The organism is Streptomyces sp. B5E4, from assembly GCF_039871555.1.
GTDB lineage: Bacteria > Actinomycetota > Actinomycetes > Streptomycetales > Streptomycetaceae > Streptomyces.
Window position 1 is genome coordinate 178,241 of the sequence record NZ_JBDPMI010000003.1, and the last position, 22,335, is coordinate 200,575.

Below are 22,335 nucleotides of genomic sequence, written 5' to 3' on the forward strand. Positions count from 1 at the left end.
CGGCCCGCACCTCCTCCTGTGCGGGCCGGACCTTTGCTGTTGCCCGGGCCGTTTTCCCATGTGGATCGCCCGCAGCCCTGGCGCCCGATTCTGAGAGTTGCTACTTTTTGCCAGTGACTTCCACAAAGCGCTGGTGGGCTCTCGGCGGGCTCGTCATGTCCGTGCTCGTCCTCGGGTTCGACCTGACGATCCTCAACGTCGCGCTGCCCACGATGGCGGCGGACATCGGGGCAGACACCGGCGAGCTGCAGTGGATCGTGGACTCGTACGCGGTGGTGTTCGCCGCGTGCATGCTCCCCGCAGGGCTGCTGGGGGACCGGTTCGGGCGGCGCCGGATGCTGGTGGCCGGGTTGCTGATCTTCCTGGCGGGCAGCCTCATGGGCCCGTTCGTCTCCAGCCCGGAGGCGGTGATCGTCGCGCGTACGGTGATGGGCCTGGGCGGGGCGCTGATCATGCCGCTCGCGCTCTCGGTCATCCCCACGCTCTTCGACGACGACGAGCGCACGAAGGCCGTCGGTGCGGTGACCGCGGGCATGGCCGTCGGCATGCCGGCGGGCCCGCTGCTGGGCGGCTGGCTGCTCGACCACTTCTGGTGGGGCTCCATCTTCCTGCTGAACATCCCGCTGGTTGCCCTCGGCATCGCGGCGGCGCTGCTGCTGATACCCGAGACCCGCGACCCCTCGGTGCCGCGGGTCGACCCGGTCAGCACCGTACTCAGCGTCCTCGGGCTCGGCGGGCTGGTCCTCGGGGTCATCGAGGGGCCGACGCGGGGCTGGGACGATCCGCTGGTGGTGGGGTCGCTGGCCGGCTCGGCGGTGCTGCTCTGCTGGCTCCTGCTGCGGGAGCGGCGCGCGGTCCGGCCGATGCTGGACCTGGAGTTGCTGCGCAACCGCGCCTTCCGGTGGAACGCGGTCGTGGCCGTGCTCGCGACCTTCGTGATGGCGGGGCTGCTGTTCGTGCTGCCGCAGTACCTGCAGGCGGTGCTGGACAACGACCCGTTCGGCACGGGGCTGCGGCTGATGCCGCTGATGGCAGGGCTGCTGGTGACGGCGCGCGCGGCGCCGCCGCTGATGGCGCGGTTCGGCTCGCGGATCGTGGTCAGCACGGGCATGGCGGTCTTCGCGTTCGCCATGCTGCTCGGCAGCCGTACGGACGTCTCCGACGGTTACGGCTTCACGGCGGTATGGCTGACCGTCACCGGCTTCGGCCTCGGGTTCGCGCTGGTGCCGACCATGGACGCCGCCCTGGGCGCGCTGCCCGCGAGCCGGGCGGGCAGCGGTACGGGGCTGCTGACCACGCTGCGGCAGGTCGGCGGCGCCATCGGGGTCGCCCTGCTGGGCAGCCTGCTGAACGGGGTGTTCACGGACCGGCTGGACACGGACGGGGTGCCGGGCGCCGCGGCGGAGAAGGCGCGGGAGTCCGTGGTGGCGGCGCAGGCGGTCGCCGAGCGGCTGGGCGCCCCGCACCTCGCGGAGTCGGCCGACTCCGCATATGTGCACGGCATGGGCCTGGCGTTGCTGGTCTGCGGCATCGCCGCGCTGCTCACCGCGATCGTCACCGCCGTACGGCTGCCCGACGGCAGACAAGGAGAGAAGCCGGGATCCGGGGCTCCGCGGGAGGAGGGGAAGACAGGCCGCGGCGCCGGAATAGCCTCGGCCAAGGGCGGTGCAGGACAATGAGGAGCATGGCCACCTCCCGTACCTCTGCCGCCCCACCCGTCGCCGCCTCCCAGGCGGCTTCGGTCGCCGAGGCCGGGCTGGGTCTGCGCGAGCGCAAGAAACGGCGCACCCGCCAGGCGATCCGGCAGGCGGCGTACCGCCTGATCGGGGAGCAGGGCTACGAGCAGACCACCGTCGAGCAGATCGCCGAGGCCGCGGAGGTCTCGCCGAGCACCGTCTTCCGGTACTTCGCGACCAAGGAGGACATCATCCTGACCGACGAGTACGACCCGGTGCTGGAGCAGGCCATCCTCGACCGGCCGGCGGACGAGCCGCCGCTCGTCGCGCTGCGGGAAGCGGTGGTCACCTCGCTGCGGCTGCTGTACGACGAGTTCCGGCCGGAGTTCGTGCTGCGGATGCAACTGGTGCGCGAGGTGCCGGCGCTGCGGGCACAGATGCACGAGAGCATGGACCGGAACGTCGAGCTGCTGTGCGGGGTGCTCTCCGAGCGCACCGGCCGGCCGAAGGACGACTTCGAGCTCCGGGTCGTCGTGGGGGCGATCTTCGGGGCGCTGACCCAGGTGCTGTTCGAGTGGGTGGACCGGGAGCCGGAGTGCGACCTGGTGGAGACGGTCGACCGGGCGCTGGAGGTGCTGGAGCGCGGCCTGACGCTCTGAGGAGCGACCGCGCGTCAGCCCTGCGGGGGTGCGGCGGGGGTCAATTGGGCGCGTAGCTCGTCGGGCCCGGTCACCGGGGCGGTGCAGACGAAGTGGCGGCAGACGTACGCGGCAGGGGCGCCGTCGACGAGGGGGCGGCCGGCGAGGAGGGGGATCGCGCCGGGGTCGTGGGGCGGTCCGGCGCCGGGCCGGACCGCGCCGGCTTCCGCACCCGCCCCCGGCGCCTCGCCCGTGTCGGACGGCGCGCCGGTGGCGACCACCGCGCCGGGCGCGGGGGAGAGGAGGGCCGTGCGGTGGAGTTCCGCGCGGCCCGGGTCGTCCGGGGCACCGACGACGGCGACCTCGCGGGGCCCGTCGAGCGCCGCTTCCGCCGCCGCGAGTCCCCAGCCGACGAAGCGGGGCGCCCGCGGGCCCAGCCTCGCCACGATGCCGAGGGCCTGTTCGGCGGCCTCGCGGTGCCGTTCGCTGCCGGTGTACGCGGCGTAGGACAGCAGCGCCGCGGCGGAGGCCGTCCAGCCGGACGGCGTCGGGTTGTCCGTCGGGTCCTGGGGGCGCCGGATGAGCTGTTCGGCGTCGTCGGCGGTGTCGTACAGCGTGCCGCCCTCGCCCCGGAACCGGTCGAGCACGGTGTCGAGCAGCAGCCCGGCGAGGTGGAGCCACGTCCCCTCGCCGGTGACGGCGGTGAGCGTGAGGAAACCCTCGGCCACGTCGGCGTAGTCCTCCAGCACGCCGGCGTTGTCGCCGGCCGCGCCGCCGCGCGAGGTGCGGACGAGCCGGGCCACCGTGCCGGGCCCGCCGGTGCCGTCCGTCATGTGCACCCGTACCAGCAGGTCCGCCGCGGCCTCCGCGGCGTCGACGAGGTCCGGCCGGTCGAAGTACGCGCCGATCTCGGCGAGGGCGGCGATGGTCAGCCCGTTCCACGCCGTGACCACCTTGTCGTCGCGGAACGGCCGCGGCCGTTCCGCCCGCGCCGCCGTCAGCCGCTCCCGTACGGAGGCGATCCGCCCGGCGTCGAAGGGCACCCCGGTGTCCGGCAGTTGCAGCACCGAGGCGCCCTCCTCGAAGGTCGCCGCCGCGGGCGCCCCGGGCACGCCGTAGTACGCGCCGGCCAGCGCCGCGTCCTCGGCGCCGAGGACCTCGCGCAGTTCGTCGGGCGTCCACACGTAGTACGCGCCCTCGGCGTGCCCGCCGCCGTCGGGCCGGTCGCTGTCGGCGTCGAGTGCGGAGGCGAAGCCGCCCTCTTCGGTGCGCAGTTCGCGCACCAGGAAGTCCGCGGTCTCCAGCGCCACCCGGCGGGCCTGCTCACTGCCCGTCGCACGCCAGAGGTGGGCGTAGACGCGGGCCAGCAGGGCGTTGTCGTAGAGCATCTTCTCGAAGTGCGGGACGACCCACCCGGCGTCCACCGAGTAGCGCGCGAAGCCCCCGCCGAGCTGGTCGTAGATGCCGCCGCGGGCCATCGCCTCGCAGGTGGCCTGCACCATCTCCAGCGCCCCCGCCGAGCCGGTGCGGGCGTGGTGGCGCAGCAGGAACTCCAGCACCATCGGCTGCGGGAACTTCGGCGCGCCGCCGAACCCGCCCCGTACCGCGTCGAACTCCTTCGTCAGCTCCAGCAGCGCCGCGTGCACCTCCGCCGCCCCCGGCGCTCCACCCCCGGCACCGCCCAGCGTCCGCCCGGCAAGATCGGCGGCGACCCGCGCCGCCACCTCGGCGACCTCCCCCCGCCGGTCGGCCCAGGCCGCCGAGACCCCCTGCAGCACCTGCCGGAACGACGGCATCCCGCCCCGCGGCCGGGGCGGGAAGTACGTCCCGAAGTAGAACGGTTCCGCATCGGGCGTCAGGAACACCGTCATCGGCCACCCGCCCTGCCCGGTGGCAGCCTGCACGGCCTCCATGTACACGGCGTCGACGTCGGGCCGCTCCTCGCGGTCCACCTTGATGCTGACGAACCCGGCGTTCAGCTCCGCGGCGGTGTCCTGGTCGGCGAAGGACTCCCGTGCCATCACATGACACCAGTGGCAGGAGGCGTACCCCACCGACAACAGCACGGGTACGTCCCGCCGCCGCGCCTCGTCGAACGCCTCCTGCTCCCAGGGCCACCACTCCACCGGGTTGGAGGCGTGCTGGAGCAGGTAGGGCGACTGAGAGTCAGCAAGTCGATTCACGCTGGCATGGTCGCACGATTCCACGGCCTGCCCCGGGAATCACCGGTCCGCTCCGGAAGACGCCGAGGGCGTGGCGGTAGGCCTCGCGCGACGAAGCGCTCGACGCATCCGAGGATGTCCGTCTGCCCGGCGGTCCCGGCGGCGTGGCGGGCTGCTTGCGCCACAGGCACGCAGGTGGCACCGTTCACTCGATTGAACACATGTGCGGCCACCGGAACTGCAGGCGGGGGATGGACGAGCAGGCGTTCGACGCCTTTTATGCCGGGAGCGCGGGGCGGCTCGTCGGCCAGCTGTATGCCATGACCGGCGACCGTGCTGAGGCGCAGGACGTGGTCCAGGAAGCCTTCGTCCGGGCCTGGGAGTATCGGGCCCAGCTCGACAAGGACGGTGCGCCCGAGGCGTGGGTGCGTACCGTGGCCTGGCGGCTGGCGGTCAGCCGGTGGCGGCGCGTGCGAACCGCGCTCTCCTTCGCGCGGCGCCAGGGCCCGCCCCCGGACGTACCGTCGCCGGACATCCAGCATGTGCTGCTGGTGCAGGCGCTGCGGCAGATCCCTGCGGCGCAGCGGCGGGTGATCGTGCTCCACCACCTGTGCGATCTGGAGGTGAAACAGGTGGCTGCCGAGACCAACTCTCCCGTCGGTACGGTCAAGGCGCAGTTGAGCCGGGGGCGGGCCGCGCTGGCGAAGATTCTGGCCGATACTGAGCTGGATCCAGGGGCGGGACGTCTTTCGGAGGTGGAGCATGGCTGACGGGACCGGCCTGGATGATCACCTCGCCGGCCTTGCCGCCGAGGCTCAGCGGGTCACCGTGCCACTGGCCGCGGAGCAGATCCGGGCGCGCGGTGACCGGCGCCGGCGCCGTAAGCGGGCGGCCCGGATATCGGGCGGCGTGCTCCTGGCCGCCGCTGTCGCCGTGGGAGGTATCTCGCTGGTCCGGCCCGGCCCGGAGTCCGCAACGACCGCCGCGAAGCCGACGGAGTCGCGGAGCGCTTCCTTGTTCGTACCCCCGACACCGGCCCCGGGTGAGGAGTACGCCAGCGAGATCGGCTACGTGTATGAGGCGAAGGTGCTGGAGGACACGGTCGAGGTCACCGTGGAGCAGCTTCGTGCCGAGCAGGGAAAGGCAGTACCCACGGGTGTGGTGCACCAGGTGACCCTTTCGCCGCAGACGCCGGTCGAGGTGGAGCAGGTGGCCGGTGGGGAGCCGCGGGACATGCGGCTGGGTGACGTGGTGGACCGGCTGCGGGGCGGGCCACGGTGGGTGTTCGCGCTCGACTACGACGGTGAGGGCCGGATTCAGTCACTGCGGGAGGCGTTCTGGCTGACCGTGGAGTGAGCTTCAGCGGAAGCCGAAAAGTCCGACCGGAATGCAACCCGCGGGACGGTGTGCGGCGTAGAGACCGTGTAACTCCACCACACCGCTTCCAGGAGCACGCTGCCCATGTCTGCCATACACCGCCGGGCCACCCGGCCCTTGCTCACCGTTGCCACCCTCGGCGCCCTCGTCCTGACCGGATGCGCCGGGAACGGCAAGGAGACCACGGATGACCCCACCGCGCTCGCGGTGACGGGCACCGCACCGGCCGGCAGTGGCGGGACAGCCGCCCCGTCGGACGACGGCGAGGGCTCGCAGGACGGGCAGACGCCGACCGGTGAGACCCCGTGGGCCGGCACGAAGCAGTTCGTCACGATCGGCGAGGCCTGGAGCGAGGGCGGACTGACCCATCTGTCGGTGCGGCCCGCCCAGAAGAAGATCAACACCCAGTTCGACACCTGGGAGATCATCCCCGGCAAGGGGGCCTTCACCACGGTGACCATGGTCAAGGACGCCCGGGTTCTGCTGACGGTCCCCGTCCGGGGCGACGACGCACCGGGTGTCAGCCGGGGCGAGCCTCTGCCGTCCTCCCAGGCCGAGTTCGTCACTCTGCTGAAGCAACTCGACTCCGGGCTCTCCGCGGGCATCGGGTACGACCTGAGCTTCGACGGAGAGGGACGGGTGGCCAGGCTGCAGTCCCAGTACAAGCCGTGAGTCACGCACGCCTGGGCCGCGCGGGGGCCGCGGACGACATGGAGCACGGTTGACGGGACCGGCTTGGGGATCATTGCGCCGATCCTGCCGCCGAGGGTCGGCCGGTCGGTTCACGGGCCCGGCCTCGCGTTCCCGGGCTACCGCTGGCGGTAGCCGTCCAGGAACGTGCCGATGCGGGTGATGGCGTCCGTCAGGCCGTCCTTTTCGAGGAGGGTGACGATGCGGAAGTGGTCCGGGCGGGGCCAGTTGAAGCCGGTGCCCTGGACCAGGAGGATGTTCTCCGCGCGGAGGAGGTCGAGGACGAAGCGGGCGTCGTCCTTGATCTTGTGGACCTTGGGGTCCAGGCGGGGGAAGGCGTAGAGGGCGCCCTTGGGTTTGACGCAGGTGACGCCCGGGATCTGGGTGAGCAGCTCGTAGGCGGTGTCGCGCTGGACGAGGAGACGGCCGCCCGGGAGGATCAGGTCCTTGATCGATTGGCGGCCGCCGAGGGCCGTGGCGACGATGTGCTGGGCCGGGACGTTGGCGCACAGGCGCATGTTCGCCAGGATCGTCAGGCCCTCCAGATAGCTGCGGGCGTCCTGCTTCGGGCCGCAGACGGCCAGCCAGCCGCTGCGGTAGCCGGCCACGCGGTACGCCTTGGAGAGGCCGTTGAAGGTGAGGACCAGCAGGTCCGGGGCGTACGTGGCGGTGGGGGCGTGGGTGGCGTCGTCGTAGAGGATCTTGTCGTAGATCTCGTCCGAGCACAGCACCAGGCGGTGGCGGCGGGCGATGTCGGCCAGGCCGCGCATCAGCTCCGCGTCGTAGACGGCGCCGGTGGGGTTGTTCGGGTTGATGACGACCAGGGCGCGGGTGCGGTCCGTGATGCGGCGCTCGATGTCGTCGAGGTCGGGCATCCAGTCGGCCTGCTCGTCGCAGTGGTAGTGCACCGGGGTGCCGCCGGCCAGGGAGACCGAGGCGGTCCACAGCGGGTAGTCCGGGGCCGGGATCAGGACCTCGTCGCCGTCGTTGAGGAGGGCCTGCATGGACATCTGGATCAGCTCGGAGACGCCGTTGCCGAGGAAGACGTCCTCGACGTCGAGGTCGATGCCCTTGGTCTGGTAGTGCTGCATCACGGCGCGGCGGGCGGGCAGGATGCCCTTGGAGTCGCCGTAGCCGTGGGCGCTGCCGGCCGTGCGGAGGAGGTCCTCCAGGATCTCCGGGGGGCACTCGAAGCCGAAGGGGGCCGGGTTGCCGATGTTGAGCTTGAGGATCTGGTGACCCGCCGCCTCGCGCCGCATCGCCTCTTCGAGCACGGGGCCCCGGATGTCGTAGCAGACGTTGGCGAGCTTCGTTGACTGGATCACCTGCATGCGGCCACTGTACGGGCCGGTCCCCGGACCCGCCTCCGGATAACGTGCGAGGCCGGTCACACGGCCGAGGGCCCGCCGGGCCCGGCCCGTACCTGCCACAATGTCCGGATGGCGGCCCAACCCCCCACCGGCACACCGACGTTCGCCTCCCTCGGTGCCGGCACGCTCGCCCTCGTCAACGACGAGCCCGTGGCCGCGCCCGGCGACGACATCCTGGGCACCGGTCTGGCCGCCGCGCAGCTCGCCCGGCTGCTGCACGCCTCCCGCGCCTCGACGCCCTTCACCCTCGCCGTGGACGCCGGCTGGGGGATGGGCAAGTCCAGCCTGATGCGGCTGGTCGACGCCAGGCTGCGGGCCGAGCCGGACGTGGAGACGGTCTGGTACAACGCCTGGACCTCCACCGGCGCCGACGCCCTCGAAGGGCTCGTGAAGTCGGTGCTCGTCCGCTTCGAGCGGCGCACGCTCAAGCGCGCGCTGGCGCGCATCTCCCGGGGGCGCGCGGTGACGCGCGGCGTACGCGCCGTCACCACGGCGCTCGGCGGGGCGCTCGGCGCGGCCGGGCTCGTCGACGAGCTGTGGACGAGCTGGGAGGCGGGACCCGAGGCGCGCAACGGGATGCGCGAGGAGATCGACCGCATGGCCCGGGAGTGGGCCGAGAACAGGCCCCGGCGGCTGCTGGTCGTCTTCATCGACGACCTCGACCGCTGCTCGGAGGAGACGGTCCTCGCCGTCTGCGAGGCGCTGAAGGTCTACCTCGACGTGCCGGGGCTCGTCTTCGTCGTCGGCTGCGACCGCTCCGCGCTCGGCCCCAGCGGGCTGCTGCGCGACCTGTCGCCCGCGGGCTCGGCGTTCATGGAGAAGATCTTCCAGACCAGCTATCGCATCCCCGTCGCGGACAACGACGGCGTCGGCCGCTACGTGGAGTGGTGCGCCCGCACCGCAGGCATCGAGGGCGTACTCGACGAGGAACTGAAGAAGCTGCTGGTGGAGCGGTCGGGGCGGAATCCGCGGCGGATCAAGCGGCTGGTCAACGGCTTCGTGCTGGAGGCCACGCTCAACCCGGTGTGGTCCGGGTTCCGCCCCGAGGCGGTCATCAGGACGCTGCTGCTGCAGTACTTCTACCCGGAGTTCTACCGGATGATGACGGGCGCGTCCGGTGCCCCGGGCGGCGACGTGGTGCAGGAGTTCACGACCTACCGCCGGGTGCGCCGCACGCTGCTGTCGGCGGTGCCGCCTGACACGCAGGAGGCGTCGCCGGAGTTCGCCTCGGACGCGGAGGTCGGCGCGTTCTTCGCGCAGTACGAGCTGTCCCCGCCGGTGCCGGAGCAGGACGCGGCGCAGGCGCTGGAGCAGATGGAGCGGCGGCTGCCGATCGGCTTCCCCGAGCACGCGGCCGACCAGGGGTTCACCTCCCTGCTCGGGGAGCTGCTGCGGCTGCCCGACGCGGAGCGGCTGCTGGTGCTGCTGCGCGAGGGGGCGCCGGTGGCGGTGGAGGGGGCGGGCCAGGCGCGGCCGCCGGTGTCCCTTCCGTACGTAGACGAGCGGGGCATGATGTCCGGCCCCTGGAGGGCGTCCTGGGGCGGCGGACCGTACGAGCCTCCCCACATCCGCCCGGAGCCGGTCCCGGTGCCCTCCCGGCCGGTCCCGAGCCGGCAGGCGTACCCGCAGCCGGGCCAGCACCCGTACCCGCAGGGCCAGGGCCAGGGCCGGCCCCAGCCGGCCTACGCGAGCCCTCTCCCCCCGATGGGCGATATCGACCTCGGCCGCCCGCTGCCGTCCTCGCTCGCGCTGGAGGGCCTGCGGATCCTGTGGGTCGACGACCATCCCGAGAACAACGCGGACCACGTGCGCCGCCTGCGCGGCCTCGGCGCCAGGATCGCCCTCGCGCGGGATCGCGGGGAAGCCGAGCAGGAGCTGGCCGCCCTCCCCTTCGACCTGCTGATCTCCGACATCACCCGCGGCGGCGAGCAGTCCGCGGGACTGGACGACCTGCGGGACTGGCGCACCTCCGGGACGTACACCGGCCGTACTCTGTTCCTCTCCAGCCGGGTCACTCCCGAGCGCGAGGAAGTCGCCGCAGAGCTGGGCGCGCGGATCTTCAACAGCGGAGACGCACTGCTGGGCTACGCCATGGAGCTGGCCGCGGCCCTCAGCGCCCTCCGCGCCCCGGCGCCGTCCGCCCCCGAACCGTCCGCCCCGGCACCGCCGCGGTCCGACGCCCCTCCCGGATGACGAACTCCCCGCCCACCAGCACGTACGGCACCCCCACAGGACCCCGCCGCGGCTCGTCGTACGTCGCCCCCGCCGCCACCGCCGCCGGGTCGAACAGCACCAGGTCCGCCACGTAGCCCTCCCGCACCAGGCCCCGGTCCGGCAGCCGCAGCCGGGCCGCCGGGCGGGCGGTGAGGTGGTGGACGCACTCCTCCAGGGTCAGCACGCCCAGCTCGCGCACGTAGTGCCCGAGGTAGTGCGGGAAGGTGCCGTACGCCCGCGGATGCGGCTTCGCGCCGTGCAGGATGCCGTCGCTGCCGCCGGTGTGCGCGGGGTGGGTCATGATCGCCCGGACGTTCTCCTCGTGCCCCACGTGCTGCAGGATCGTCGTCGCGAGCCGGTCGTCCAGCAGCAGCCGGCGGGCCGCGGCGAAATCCGGCAGCCGCCGCCCGACCCAGTGCGCGAGCGCCGGGTCGCCCACGCCCGAGACCTCGATCGTCGACCAGTCCATCGGCACCCCGTGCGACCCGTCGGAGCCCTCGACGTCCAGCGCGTGCCCGATCCGCGCCGCCGTGTCCGCGTCCCGCAGCCGCGTGAGCGTCGCCTCCGGGCCGCCGACCGACGCCCAGCTCGGCAGCAGCGCGGCGAGCGTCGTGCAGCCGGCCAGGTACGGGTACGTGTCCAGGGTGACGTCCACGCCCTCGGCGAGCGCCCGGTCCAGCAGCGCGGTCAGCTCGGCGGCGCGGCCGGCGTTGACGTCGAAGTTCAGGGTGGCGTGCGCGAGGTGCAGCGCGCAGCCGGCGTCCCGGGCGAGGCCGAGCATCTCGGCGTACGCGCCGAGGGCTCCGGCGCCGTACGAGCGGTGGTGCGGGCAGTAGTAGCCGCCGTACGCCGCGACGACCCGGCACAGCTCCGTCAGCTCGGCGGTCGGTGCGTACATCCCCGGCGGATACGTCAGCCCCGACGACATCCCCACCGCGCCCTGCTCCAGGCCCTCGGCGACGAGCCGCTTCATGTGCGCCAGCTCGTCCTCCGTGGCCGGCCTGTCCTCCCAGCCCAGCGCCAGCATCCGCACCGTGCCCTGGGGCACGAGGTAGGCGGCGTTGACCGCCAGCCCGTCGCCGTCGGGGCCGCGGTCGAGGCGGTCGAGGTACTCGCCGACCGTGCGCCAGTCGAACGCCACCGCGTCGTCGCCGGGCCCGCCGCCGTTCCAGCCGGCGATCTGGCGGCGCAGCTCGCCGAGGGTGCGCTCGTCCACGGGCGCGTACGACAGCCCGTCCTGGCCGATGACCTCCAGCGTCACGCCCTGCGCGGCCTTGGCGGTGTGCGCGGGGTCGCGCAGGAGGGCGAGGTCGGAGTGGGCGTGCATGTCGATGAAGCCGGGGGCGAGGACGAGGCCGCCGGCGTCGAGGACGGTCCGGCCGGTGAGACGCGGGCCGACGGCCGCGATCCGGCCGCCGGCGAGGCCCACGTCGGCGCGGTGACCGGGCGCCCCCGAGCCGTCGACGACGAGGGCGCCGCGGATCACGAGTTCCATGTCTGCCGCCCTGGAGCGCCGCTCAGAAGAAGGTCCGTACGTACTCCTCGACCGTACCGTCCTCCGCCACCAGCGGGATGAGCTGCCATTTGTCGAAGATCGTGCACGGGTGCGACAGCGCCAGCGCCACCCAGTCCCCGACCTCCAGCTCTGCGCTCTTGGGCCCTTCGGCCACGTCCAGCCAGGCGTGCTGGTCCGAGAGCTTGCGTACGGTGAGGCCCGTCGCCGCCCGCTCCGCGCCCACCCCGGCGGCCGGGTCGAATCCGCGCACCGCCACCGGCACCGGCAGGTCCAGGTCGTACGCGGCGTCCCGCTTCCCGGCGTTGACGAACGCCTGCCCCGGCTCCGGCCGCGACACCACCTGCGTCCACAGCCGGAACGCCGGCGTCAGCGACCCCTCCCCGGGCACCCGGTTGAACGGCGTCACCCGGGTGTAGTGCCCGTCGTCGTGGCTGATGTACGCGCCCGAGCGCAGCAGCTTGAGCACCGGCCGCGACAGCTCGGGCACCGCCGCGAAGCCGTCGGCGACGGCGTCGAACCACGCGCTGCCCCCGGCGCTGACCACGATCTCGTCGGTGTCCGCGAAGAGCCCCGCGGCGTCGAACTCCGCCGCCAGCCCCAGCAGCCGCCCCATCCAGCCCCGTACCACCGCGGCGTCCGCGCCCGGGGCCTCCGCCTCGTACCCGGCGACCCCGACCAGCCGCAGCGTTCCCGCCCGCGCCGCCGCCGCGGCGACCGCGCGGCACTCGGCCTCCGTACGGGCCCCGGTGCGCGCGTGCGGCCCCGCGCCCAGCTCGACGGTGACCTCCACGGGCCGGGTGGCCCCGGCCGCCCGCAGCGCCGTGTCCATGAGCTCGACGCCGCGCACCGAGTCGACGTAGCAGACGAGCCGGAAGTCCGGGTCGGCGGCCAGCTCGGCGGCGAGCCAGCGCAGCGCGGCCGCGTCGACCAGTTCGTTGGCGAGGAAGATCTGCCGGACACCGAACGCCCGCGCCACCCGCGCCTGGTGGGGGACCGCGACCGTGATGCCCCAGGCACCGTGGTCGAGCTGGCGGGCGAAGAGCTGCGGGGCCATCGTCGTCTTGCCGTGCGGCGCGAAGGCCAGGCCGTGCGCGGCGGCGAAGCGGGCGAGCGTGCCGAGGTTGTGCGCCAGCGCGGGGGCGGAGAGCGCGAGCACCGGGGTGGTGAACCCGCCGGTGAACAGCGAGCGGCGCTGGGCGGCCAGCTCGCCGGCGGTCAGCCCGGCCGCGTCGGGCGGCAGGCCCTTGAAGCGGTGGTCGATACGTTCTTCCGCCAGCTCGGCCAGCTCGGCAAGCGCTGCCATGAAGCCCTCCAGCAGGTTGGTTGCGCAACGCGCAACGTGCATTGCGTATATCGACACCGCTGTCTAACATCCGGGCGAACGGCCGGTCAACGGTCGGCGGTACGAATCCGGCGCTCGAAGCCGGCCGTACGGAGCCACGGCGGAGGGAGGACGCGATGAGCCAGTCGGTCGGCCGCGCGCTCGCCATCCTGCCGATGCTCGCCGACGGTCCCGCGGGCCTGGAACAGGTCGCGACCCGGCTCGGCGTCCACAAGACCACCGCCATGCGGCTGCTGCGCACCCTCCACGAACACGGTCTGGTCTACCGCCAGGACGACCAGCGCTACCGCCTCGGCGCCCGGCTCTTCGCCCTCGCCCAGGCGGCGGCCGAGAGCCTGGACGTACGCGAGATCGCCCACCCGCACCTGGTGAAGCTCGGCGAGCTCACCGGGCACACCGTGCACCTCGCCGTCTACGAGGACCGCGAGGTGATGTACATCGACAAGGTCGACAGCCGCTACCCGGTGCGGATGTACTCGCGCATCGGCCGGCCCGTCGCGATCACCGTCGCGGCCGTGGCCAAGCTGCTCCTGGCCGACCTGCCGGAGCCGGAGCGGCGCGCCGTCGCCGAGCGGCTCGAATACCCCATGTACACCCCCCGTTCGACGCCCGATGCCCAGGCCCTGCTCGCCGAGCTGGCCGCGGTGCGCGAGCAGGGGTGGGCCACCGACTTCGGCGGCCACGAGGAGTCCATCAACTGCATCGGCGCCCCCATCCGCGGCGCCGACGGCCGTACCGCCGCCGCCTGCTCCCTGTCGGCGCCGAACGTCGTCGTCACCGCGGACGAGCTGATGACCCTCCTCCCGCAGCTCCGCCGTACGGCGGCAGCGATCAGTGACGACTACTCCGGAAGAGTGCCCGCATGAGCGACAAGGCCCAGAAGACCGACGTCACCCCCGCCACCCACGTCCCGCCGCCGGCGCGCTTCTCCGCGGGCGTGCGCAAGGGCAACATCCTTCAGGTCGCAGGACAGGTCGGCTTCCTGCCGGCCGAGGAGGGCAAGCCGCCGACCCCGGCGGGCCCGGATCTGCGTGCGCAGACCGAGCAGACGCTGTCCAACGTCAAGGCGGTGCTGGAGGAGGGCGGCGCGTCGTGGGAGGACGCGGTGATGATCCGCGTGTACCTCACCGACACCGCCCACTTCGCCGAGTTCAACCAGATCTACGACGCCTACTTCGCGGAGCTGGAGCAGCCGCCGGCGGCGCGTACGACCGTGTACGTCGGGCTGCCCGCCGGACTGCTCGTGGAGATCGACTGCCTGGCCGTCCTCGGCTGATCCGGCACCCCCGGCCCTGCCGTCAGCGCCCCGCGCCGACGGCAGGGCCGCGGAACGTCCGCCGGTAGGCGTTCGGCGTGGTGTCCAGCCGGCGCAGGAAGTGGTGGCGCAGCGTCGCCGCGTTGCCGAAGCCCGCGCGGGCGGCGATGGCGTCCACCGTGGCCTCGGTCTCCTCCAGCAACTGCTGCGCCAGCAGCAGCCGCTGGCCGAGCAGCCACTGGTACGGCGTCGTGCCGGTCTCCTGCTGGAAGCGGCGGGCGAACGTCCGCGGCGCCAGATGCGCCCGCGCCGCGAGCTGCTCCACCGTCGCGTCCTCGTCCAGGTGCTCCTGCAGCCAGGCCAGCACCCGGGCGATGGCGTCGTCCTCGCAGGTGCCGCGCACCGGGCGGTCGATGTACTGCGCCTGGCCGCCGTCCCGGTGCGGCGGTACGACCATGCGGCGGGCGATCGCGTTGGCCACCTTGCTGCCCTGCTCCTCGCGGACGAGGGCGAGGCAGGCGTCGATGCCGGAGGCGGTGCCGGCGGAGGTGAGCACGGGGCCGTCGGCGACGTAGAGCACGTCCGGCTCGACCAGCGCGCGCGGGTACTCGCGCTTGAGCATGTCGGTGAAGAGCCAGTGCGTCGTGCAGCGGCGGCCGTCCAGCAGCCCGGCCTGGGCGAGCAGGAACGCGCCTGTGCAGACGCTGAGGACCTTCGTGCCGCGCGCCACCGCCTCGCGCAGCGCGTGCAGCAGCTCGGGCGGGAAGTCGCGGTACGCGAACTTCTGCCCGGCCGGGATGGCGATCAGGTCGGCGTCGGCGAACCGCTCCAGGCCGTGCGGTACGTCGACGGGCAGGCCGGGGTGGACGGTGACGCGGCCCGGGCGCGGGGCGGCGAAGGAGAAGTCGTAGACCGGCAGGCCCTCCTCGCGGCGGTCCATGCCGAAGACCTCGGAGACGACGCCCAGCTCGAAGGCGTTGACGTCATCGGTGAGCAGACACACGACGTTCGACAGCATGCGGTCCAGTATGCCATCCGGGTGGCAGCAATTCGAAGGTCTATGGCAGGGCTGCCACTGTTTGTGTGTGCAAGGATCCGGGATCGTAGACGACATGAACGCGATCCTCGACTACACCGTCGGCACCCTGGTCCTGCTCCTCATGGCCGCGATCCTCGTAGGTCCGGCCCTGTACTTCGACCGGCGCGAGCGCCTCGCCGAGCGCCGGCTCAAGGCCGCCGAGCGCGGCGGGAACCCGGCGCCCGCCGGGGACGTCTCCGTACGGGACGTGCTCGCCCGCTACGGCCGCGCCGCCTGACCGCCCGGCCACCCGCCCCGCGTGACACGGCGCGCCCCCGCTCCCGGGGGCGCGCCGCCGGCGTCAGCCGGTACAGTACTGGCCTTCCTTCCCGATCGAGCGGTACATGCAGTCGGCGTTCTCCAGCAGTTGCAGCACCGCGTCCCGGTTGCGGCTGGTCTCCCGCCCGATGACCTCGTCGGGCGGGTAGAACCCGCCGCCGCTCGCCGAGCGCGGGTACATCTCGAACGTGTAGCTGAAGATCTTCTGCTCGCCCCAGAGATAGTCGTTGACCGACCCGTCCGTGATGTACAGGTCGCTCGACTGCTGCGGCGTGTAGCCGTTGCTGGCGGCCATCTTCTGGCCCACCGCGGCGAACGCGTCGCGGTCGTCCTGCGTCAGCCCCGGGCCGGTGTCGTTGTACGTGTACCCGTACGGCCACAGCACCAGCTCGCTGTACGTGTGGAAGTCGATCCCCGCCTTGATCTGCTGCTTGCCGCCCACCACCCGGCTGCGCGCGAAGTCGGCGACGACCTTGACCTCCTTGGCCGACTCGCCCGCGGTGCCGCGGTAGGTGTCGGAGGACGGGCTGCCGGAGGAGCCGCCGCAGCAGCCCCAGCGGTAGTTCCAGTTGCGGTTCAGGTCCGTGCCGACGGCCGTGGAGCCGGAGTTGGGCTGCCGGTTCTTGCGCCAGCTCCGGTACGAGCCGGTGGCGATGTCGTACTCGCCGCCGTCCGGGTTGAGGTCCGGCACGATCCAGATCTCCCGGCCGTTGACGGCGTCGGTGATGCGCTGGTCGGTGCCGTAGTCGTCCGCGAACTCGCCCAGCAGGTACAGCGCCATCTCGACGGTCAGGTGCTCGCGGGCGTGCTGGTGGTGCGTGAAGAGGATCTCGGGCTCGTTCTCGTCGGTGGCGACGTTGTCGCTCACTTTGACGGCGACGATGTCGCGGCCCTGGTACGAGGTGCCGATGACCCGCTTGCTGATGAGGTTCGGGCGCTGGGCGATCCGCCGGTCGATCTCGGCCGTCATCTCCGCGTAGTTGTGGTACTGGGAGTCGGCCGGCGGGAAGTCGAGCGTCGTGGGGGGCTCGTCCGCCGGCCGCGCGGGCGGGGCGGGAAGCCGTTCGAGCCGGTAGCCGAGCGCGCGGAGCTGCCGGGCCTGGGCGCCGTCGGCGGAGACGACCACGGAGTGGTCGCGTGCCTCGTCGACGGACACGCCGGTGGCGGCGAGGCGGGTACGGGCCTCGCGGCCGGTCTGGCCCAGGACCTCGTACTGCCTGATCTGCTCCGTTTGTTGCTCGTGGACGGCGGTCGTCCCGGCCGGCTCGGCGGCCGGTTCCGCGCCGGCGGCGCTGAGGGTGCCGGCGGCGGCGAGGGAGAGCACCGCGGTCAGGGTCACCGACCGTATACGTAGTCGCATGCCTGCTCCTGGATGTGGAGGTCGTGGGGTGGTGCATGGCGACGTCGTGTCGTGTGGGGCGGTGGTGCGCGTCAATGGTTCTGAGTCTGGCATGATCAGGTCAAGAGGCACCGATGCCTTCGCGCCGGTGACGCCCCCTTGTGCGACCGTCCGCTGATCCCTTATCAATGCCGGAGATCGCAGGGGGGACGAGCTGCGAAGGAGCCGCTCATGGCTGACCGCACCGAGCCTGCGTCCGCACCGCCCGAGATGAGAAAGGCCAAGTGGCGCTACATCGGGCCGGGGATCGTCGTCGCCGCGACCGGCGTCGGCGCCGGCGACCTGGTGGCCACGCTGCTCGCCGGCAGCAAGTTCGGCTACACCCTGCTGTGGGCCGCCGTCATAGGCTGCGTCGTCAAGGTCGCCCTCGCCGAGGCCGTCGGCCGCTGGCATCTGGCCACCGGACGCACCCTGTTCGAGGGCTGGCGCACCCTCGGCACCTGGACCTCCGTCTACTTCGCGATCTACGTCGTCATCTGGGGCTTCGTCTACGGCGCCACCGCCATGTCGTCCTCCGCGCTGCCGCTCGTCGCGCTCTTCCCGGACGGGCCGAACCTCAAGACCTGGGGCATCCTCACCGGCCTGGCGGGCCTGGTCTTCGTCTGGTTCAACCGCTACGCGGTCTTCGAGAAGGTCATGACGGTCCTCGTCGGCGTCATGTTCGTGGTCGTCGTCTACGTCGCGATCCGCGTCTCCCCGAACGCCGGGGACGCCTTCGCGGGGCTGTGGCCCACGCTGCCCGACGACTCGCTGCTCTACACCCTCGGTCTGATCGGCGGCGTCGGCGGCACGATCACCATGGCCGCGTACGGCTACTGGGTCAACGCCAAGGGCTGGACGGACATCGGCTGGCTGAAGGTCATGCGGCTGGACAACCGGGTCGCCTACCTCACCACCGGCATCTTCGTCGTCGCGATGCTGCTCGTCGGCGCCGAGCTGCTGCACTCCACGAACCTCTCGCTGGAGTCGGGCGACAAGGGCCTGGTCGACCTCGGCGACATCCTTGAGGAGCGCTACGGCACCGCCACCGCGAACCTCTTCCTCGTCGGCTTCTTCGCCACCTCGTACACCTCGCTCATCGGCGTCTGGCACGGCGTCAGCCTGCTCTTCGCGGACTTCGTGGCGAACGTGCGCGGTGGCCCCGGCGCCCGCGACGGCAGCGCGCGGGAGGTCGCCGCGGGCAGCCGGGAGCGGTCGCTGCCGTTCCGCGCGTACCTGCTGTGGCTGACGTTCCCGCCGATGACGCTGCTGTGGCTCGACGAGCCGTTCGCCATCGTCATCACGTACGGCGTGCTCGGCGCGTTCTTCATGCCGTTCCTCGCGCTGACGCTGCTGTGGCTGCTCAACACCGACCGCACCCCGCGGCGATGGCGCAACGGCCTGCTCAGCAACTCCCTGCTGACCGTCTCCGGATTGCTCTTCATCGTGCTGTGCGTGCAGCAGATCAGGGATCTGCCCTGGTAGCAGCCCTGGTAGCAGCGCGGAAAGGGCCCGCCCCGCCCGGGTCGTCCGGGCGGGGCGGGCCGAAGGCCGTCGGCGCGGTCGGCGGTGCGGGAGGCGGCCGGCCGCGGACGGCCGCTCAGGGCAGGGCGTGCACGTGCGGCCCCACGGCGTTGGACCAGGAACTGCCGGCGGTGGCGTCCCAGTTGGTCGACCAGGTCATCGCGCCGCGCAGGTCGGGGTACGTCCGCGGGGGCTTGAACGAACCGCAGTTCGTCCCGCGGGCGAGGCAGTCGAGCGCGGCGTTGACGACGGACGGCGCGGTGTAGCCGCCGCCCGCGGCGCGGGTGGACGCGGGCAGGCCGAGGCCCACCTGCGAGGGCGCGAGGCCGCCTTCGAGCTGGATGCAGGCCAGGGCGGTGAGGAAGTTGATCGTGCCCTGCGCGTACACGCCGCCGTCGCAGCCGAGCATCGTGCCGCTGTTGTAGTACTGCATGTTGACGACGGTGAGGATGTCCTTGATGTTCAGCGCCGTCTTGAAGTACTCGCCGGCGGTCGACTGCATGTCGATGGTCTGCGGCGCCATCGTGATGACGAGGTCCGGGCCCGCCTTCTGCGACAACTGGCGCAGGGCCTGCGTCATGTAGGTGGAGTTGAGGCCGTTCTCCAGGTCGATGTCGACGCCGTCGAAGCCGTACTCCAGCATCAGCGCGTGCAGGCTGTTCGCGAAGTTCGTGGCCGCCTGCGGGGAGTTCACCGCGACCGTGCCGAGTTCGCCGCCCACGGAGATGATGACGGACTTGCCTGCCTGCTGCTTGGCCGCGATGTCCTGCTTGAACTCCGCGACCGTGTAGCCGCCCAGGGCGGCCGAGGCGAGGTTGAAGGTCACCGCGCCCGGGGTGGGGGTCGCGTCGGCGAAGGCCACGGCGATGATGTCGTACTGGCCGCTCACGTCGCGGATCCGCTGCACGGTCGCGCCGTTGTCGAAGTTCTGCCAGTAGCCCGTCAGCGCGTGCTTCGGCACGCCTCCGCTGCCCCCGCCGTCCGGTGTGGTGGTGCCCGTGACGGCCGCGGACTTCGGGGACTCCCCGGCGGCGTTGGTCGCGGTCACCTGGAACCGGTACGCCGTCGAGGGCGTCAGCCCGGTGACGGTCGCGGAGGCGCCGCTCGTGCTGAGCACCTTCGTGCCGTCGCGGTAGACGTGGTAGCCGGTCGCACCGGTGACCGGGGACCAGCCCAGCGAGACCGAGCGGGCGGCGGTGCCGGTGACGTCGAGGCCGGTGGGCGCGGCGGGAACGGTGCCGGGGTCGCCGCCGGGTCCGGTGAGGCTGACGTCGTCGGCGTGGTAGGCGGGCTGGCCGTACCAGCCGTGGGTGTAGACGGTCACCGAGGTGGTGTTCGGACCGGTGGTGAAGCTCGTCTTGAGCTGGGTGTACGAGGACGCCCCGGAGGTCCAGGTCGAGACGTCGGTGGTGCCGGTACCCCCGGCGCCGAGGTAGATGTACGAGCCCTGCACCCACGCGCTCAGCTCGTACGCGGAGTTGGGCCTGACCGCGACGCTCTGCGTGCAGCGGGCGTTGTCCTGCCCCGCCGGGGTGGCGCGCAGCGCCGCGGCGCCGCTGTGCACCGGGCCGGAGACGGTCGTCCCGGCGGTGCCGGAGCAGGTCCAGCCGCTGAGGCCGGACTCGAAGCCCGGGTTCTGGACGAGGTTGGGCTCCGCGCCCGCGGCCAGCGGGGCGCCGAGGAGCGTGGCGAGGAGGCCGCCGGCCGCGGCGACGGCGAGCCGGCGGAAGGAGCCTCTGGTGGTTCTGGCGGAGCGGGGCGTGCGGGGTCTGCGTGCTCGGAACACGGGGGCCTCCGTAACGGGGGAGCGCGTGGGGAGCGGGACCGTGCGGGGTAGTGGGTGGCCGGGGACGTACGGGTCAGGAGTGGTGCGGCTCGGTGCGGGGTGCGCCGCACAACTTGGTCCAGACCAATGCGGCTGTCAAGACTTCCCGTACGAGAGCCGCACCGCGAACGGCGCCGTCCGGCCCGCCCCCGGCCGCCTGGCGCGCACCCCAACCCTCTTTGCACAAAAGGTGTTTCCGCAGCCCACGTCCCGGTTATGGTGCTCAGAGCGTGTCTGAGACCGGTGGGGGGACGCCCGACGTGCCAACAGCCATCGCAGTCACCGGCCCCGACCTCGTGCTCCCCGCCCCCGGCCGGCACGGGCCGCTCGGCCGGCAGGGCCCGCCCGGCCTCCCAGGACCCACGGTGAGGGCGCTGCGCCACCCGCGGGAGCAGCCCCTGGAGGAGGCGCTGGCGGAGGTGTCGGCCGTGCTGGAGCAGTACGGCTTCCTCGTCGTGCTCCACCCCGCCGCCGCCCCCGCCGACGTGGTCCGCCGGCTGCACACCGTACGGTCCGTGCTGGAGAGCGACCGGATGGCGCTGATCCCGCTGCCGTTACCGCCGCTGGCCGTCGCCGTCATCGCCCGCCAGTTGCTCCAGTTGTCCACGGCCGACCTCGGCGCCGGCGTGCTCGCCACCGCCGCCCGACTGCTCACGCACTACATCCACGCGGGCGCCGTGCTCGGCAGCGTCGCCAAGCTCGACCGGGTGCCCGTGACCCTCGGCGCGCACGCCCGCTCCTGGGTGCCCGGCGCACAGTTCGCCGTCCTCGCCGCGCCCCGGCCCCAGCTCGTACGGATCGGCCGCGACCCCCTGCCGCCGGGACCCGACTTCGCCACCGGGCTCGTGCACGCCTCCGGGCGGGCCGACGCGGCCTGGGTCACCGGCGAACTCGCCGCCGGCTGGCGGGTGCAGGCGATGGAGATGGCGCCGCTCCCGGCGGCGTCCGCGCCGTGGTGGGCGACGGACAAGGTGTGCGAGTTCGCCGCCGGGATCACCGACCCGCTGGTGCTGAGCCGGCTGGTGGCCTCGGTGCAGCGGACCCGCTGCTCGTGGTGCGGTCTGGAGATCATCGGCGACCGGTGCCTGCTGTGCGCCACCCCGGCGCCGCCGGGTCCCGCCGCCCCCTCGCCCCCGCTGCCGCAGGCGGGGCCGGTGCCCGTACCGCAGCAGGGCGTCCCCCCGCCCGTAGCGCAGCCGCCGCCCCACTCCGTACCGCAGCCGCCGCACCGGCCCGCCGTCGGCGCGGCCCCACCGTCACCCCCCGAGATCAACCGTTGAGGTCCCGTCGATGAACTCACGCCAGCGTCGCGGCATCATCCTCGTCCTGCTGTCGGTCCTCGTCGCACTCGGCGCCTTCGCCGGCGTGCTGGCGTTCGTCAGCGACGTGGAGTCCAAGGTCGGCGACGAGGCCACCGCGTACCGGCTCACCACCGACGTCGAGGCGTACGAGCCGCTGGAGTCCGACCAGTACGAGAAGACGACCATGCCGAAGCGCTGGCTGCCCGACACCGCGGTCACCGACCCGGACGAGCTGACCGGGAAGGTCGCGCTCACGCCGCTGAAGCGGGGCTCGCTGCTGCAGAGCGACATGGTCAGCGGGCGCCCGGAACTGGAGCCGGGACAGCAGGAGATCGCCATCATGATCGACGCCTCCACCGGCGTCGCCGGAAAGATCACGCCGGGCGCGCGGGTCAACATCTTCGCCACCTTCGACGCCCAGGGCGAGGGCGACAAGCCCGTCTCCCAGGTGATCGTCGCGGGCGCCCGCGTCATCGACGTCGGCGAGCTGACGCCGATCGAGCGCACCGGCGACGACGACCCCCGGGCCGACGAGGGCGAGGCCGTGCCGATCACCTTCGCCCTCGGCACCTCCGACGCGCAGCGCGTGGCGTACGCGGAGTCCTTCGCCACCCACGTGCGCCTCGCGCTGGTCGCCCCCGGCGAGGAGGACACCGACATCGCCCCCGAGGACCGCACGTACACCCTCGACGAGGACCGGTGAGGGGCCG

Annotated in this window: 19 protein-coding genes; 12 read left to right on the top strand and 7 right to left on the bottom strand. The window is 72.8% G+C overall.

Features of this window, described 5'->3' with window-relative positions; genetic code table 11:
• Positions 1 to 155: 155 nt before the first annotated feature.
• Entirely contained in the window at positions 156 to 1,679 is a 1,524-nt protein-coding gene (locus ABGA99_RS05870; protein ID WP_347582340.1) for an MFS transporter, read from the top strand.
• A gap of 5 nt (positions 1,680 to 1,684) precedes the next feature.
• Complete coding sequence (locus ABGA99_RS05875; RefSeq protein WP_347582261.1) at positions 1,685 to 2,335, top strand: TetR family transcriptional regulator; 651 nt, start codon at positions 1,685 to 1,687, stop codon at positions 2,333 to 2,335.
• A gap of 14 nt (positions 2,336 to 2,349) precedes the next feature.
• Here ABGA99_RS05875 and ABGA99_RS05880 read toward each other — a convergent pair whose 3' ends face one another.
• Entirely contained in the window at positions 2,350 to 4,497 is a 2,148-nt protein-coding gene (locus ABGA99_RS05880) for a thioredoxin domain-containing protein (RefSeq protein WP_347582262.1), read from the bottom strand.
• Between the two features lie 230 nt (positions 4,498 to 4,727).
• Between ABGA99_RS05880 and ABGA99_RS05885 the strand changes: the two genes are divergently transcribed.
• The 3 genes from ABGA99_RS05885 (at position 4,728) to ABGA99_RS05895 (ending at position 6,525) form a co-directional block, all read left to right on the top strand.
• On the top strand, positions 4,728 to 5,246 hold the full coding sequence (locus tag ABGA99_RS05885; RefSeq protein ID WP_347576415.1) for a SigE family RNA polymerase sigma factor: 519 nt from the start codon (positions 4,728 to 4,730) through the stop codon (positions 5,244 to 5,246).
• Complete coding sequence (locus tag ABGA99_RS05890; protein ID WP_347582263.1) at positions 5,239 to 5,832, top strand: hypothetical protein; 594 nt, start codon at positions 5,239 to 5,241, stop codon at positions 5,830 to 5,832. The genes ABGA99_RS05885 and ABGA99_RS05890 overlap by 8 nt, the downstream gene beginning before the upstream one ends.
• A 105-nt stretch (positions 5,833 to 5,937) precedes the next feature.
• Positions 5,938 to 6,525, top strand: coding sequence for a hypothetical protein (locus tag ABGA99_RS05895; RefSeq protein WP_347582264.1), 588 nt, complete (start codon positions 5,938 to 5,940; stop codon positions 6,523 to 6,525).
• Positions 6,526 to 6,662: 137 nt separating this feature from the next.
• Here ABGA99_RS05895 and ABGA99_RS05900 read toward each other — a convergent pair whose 3' ends face one another.
• Positions 6,663 to 7,874: a pyridoxal phosphate-dependent aminotransferase gene (locus ABGA99_RS05900; protein WP_347576412.1), complete on the bottom strand. Its 1,212-nt coding sequence runs from the start codon at positions 7,872 to 7,874 to the stop codon at positions 6,663 to 6,665.
• A 108-nt stretch (positions 7,875 to 7,982) separates the two neighbouring features.
• Here ABGA99_RS05900 and ABGA99_RS05905 point away from each other — a divergent pair, with 108 nt between their 5' ends.
• The gene (locus ABGA99_RS05905; RefSeq protein WP_347582265.1) at positions 7,983 to 10,106 is read left to right on the top strand and encodes a P-loop NTPase fold protein; all 2,124 of its coding nucleotides are present in this window, start codon (positions 7,983 to 7,985) and stop codon (positions 10,104 to 10,106) included.
• Here ABGA99_RS05905 and ABGA99_RS05910 read toward each other — a convergent pair.
• Both ABGA99_RS05910 and ABGA99_RS05915 read right to left on the bottom strand, forming a co-directional pair.
• A complete protein-coding gene (locus ABGA99_RS05910) occupies positions 10,024 to 11,622 on the bottom strand; it encodes a D-aminoacylase (RefSeq protein ID WP_347582266.1) in 1,599 nt (532 codons plus the stop codon). The two genes, ABGA99_RS05905 and ABGA99_RS05910, sit on opposite strands and share 83 nt — an antisense overlap.
• Positions 11,623 to 11,644: 22 nt before the next feature.
• A complete protein-coding gene (locus ABGA99_RS05915; RefSeq protein ID WP_347582267.1) occupies positions 11,645 to 12,946 on the bottom strand; it encodes an alanine racemase in 1,302 nt (433 codons plus the stop codon).
• Positions 12,947 to 13,101: 155 nt separating this feature from the next.
• Here ABGA99_RS05915 and ABGA99_RS05920 point away from each other — a divergent pair, with 155 nt between their 5' ends.
• A complete protein-coding gene (locus tag ABGA99_RS05920) occupies positions 13,102 to 13,851 on the top strand; it encodes an IclR family transcriptional regulator (RefSeq protein ID WP_347576408.1) in 750 nt (249 codons plus the stop codon).
• Positions 13,848 to 14,261: a RidA family protein gene (locus ABGA99_RS05925; protein ID WP_018834583.1), complete on the top strand. Its 414-nt coding sequence runs from the start codon at positions 13,848 to 13,850 to the stop codon at positions 14,259 to 14,261. Before ABGA99_RS05920 ends, ABGA99_RS05925 begins: the two co-directional genes overlap by 4 nt.
• Before the next feature lie 22 nt (positions 14,262 to 14,283).
• Here the strand turns inward: ABGA99_RS05925 and ABGA99_RS05930 are convergent, their stop codons facing one another.
• Positions 14,284 to 15,258, bottom strand: coding sequence for a helix-turn-helix domain-containing protein (locus ABGA99_RS05930; protein ID WP_347576407.1), 975 nt, complete (start codon positions 15,256 to 15,258; stop codon positions 14,284 to 14,286).
• A 94-nt stretch (positions 15,259 to 15,352) separates the two neighbouring features.
• Here ABGA99_RS05930 and ABGA99_RS05935 point away from each other — a divergent pair, with 94 nt between their 5' ends.
• On the top strand, positions 15,353 to 15,556 hold the full coding sequence (locus tag ABGA99_RS05935) for a hypothetical protein (RefSeq protein WP_347576406.1): 204 nt from the start codon (positions 15,353 to 15,355) through the stop codon (positions 15,554 to 15,556).
• A gap of 63 nt (positions 15,557 to 15,619) precedes the next feature.
• On the opposite strand, the gene ABGA99_RS05940 is transcribed toward ABGA99_RS05935, so the two are convergent.
• On the bottom strand, positions 15,620 to 16,957 hold the full coding sequence (locus ABGA99_RS05940) for a M14 family metallopeptidase (RefSeq protein ID WP_347576405.1): 1,338 nt from the start codon (positions 16,955 to 16,957) through the stop codon (positions 15,620 to 15,622).
• A 210-nt stretch (positions 16,958 to 17,167) separates the two neighbouring features.
• Here ABGA99_RS05940 and ABGA99_RS05945 point away from each other — a divergent pair, with 210 nt between their 5' ends.
• Positions 17,168 to 18,460, top strand: a complete 1,293-nt coding sequence (locus tag ABGA99_RS05945) for an Nramp family divalent metal transporter (RefSeq protein ID WP_347576404.1) — start codon at positions 17,168 to 17,170, stop codon at positions 18,458 to 18,460.
• Positions 18,461 to 18,575: 115 nt separating this feature from the next.
• Here ABGA99_RS05945 and ABGA99_RS05950 read toward each other — a convergent pair whose 3' ends face one another.
• A complete protein-coding gene (locus ABGA99_RS05950; protein ID WP_347582268.1) occupies positions 18,576 to 20,285 on the bottom strand; it encodes a glycoside hydrolase family 18 protein in 1,710 nt (569 codons plus the stop codon).
• Between the two features lie 335 nt (positions 20,286 to 20,620).
• On the opposite strand from ABGA99_RS05950, the gene ABGA99_RS05955 reads away from it, so the two are divergent.
• Positions 20,621 to 21,604 carry a hypothetical protein gene (locus ABGA99_RS05955; protein ID WP_347576477.1) on the top strand — a complete coding sequence of 328 codons (984 nt, stop codon included), beginning with the start codon at positions 20,621 to 20,623 and terminating at the stop codon, positions 21,602 to 21,604.
• A gap of 10 nt (positions 21,605 to 21,614) precedes the next feature.
• On the top strand, positions 21,615 to 22,328 hold the full coding sequence (gene cpaB / locus ABGA99_RS05960; protein WP_347576402.1) for a Flp pilus assembly protein CpaB: 714 nt from the start codon (positions 21,615 to 21,617) through the stop codon (positions 22,326 to 22,328).
• The last annotated feature ends 7 nt before the right edge of the window (positions 22,329 to 22,335 follow it).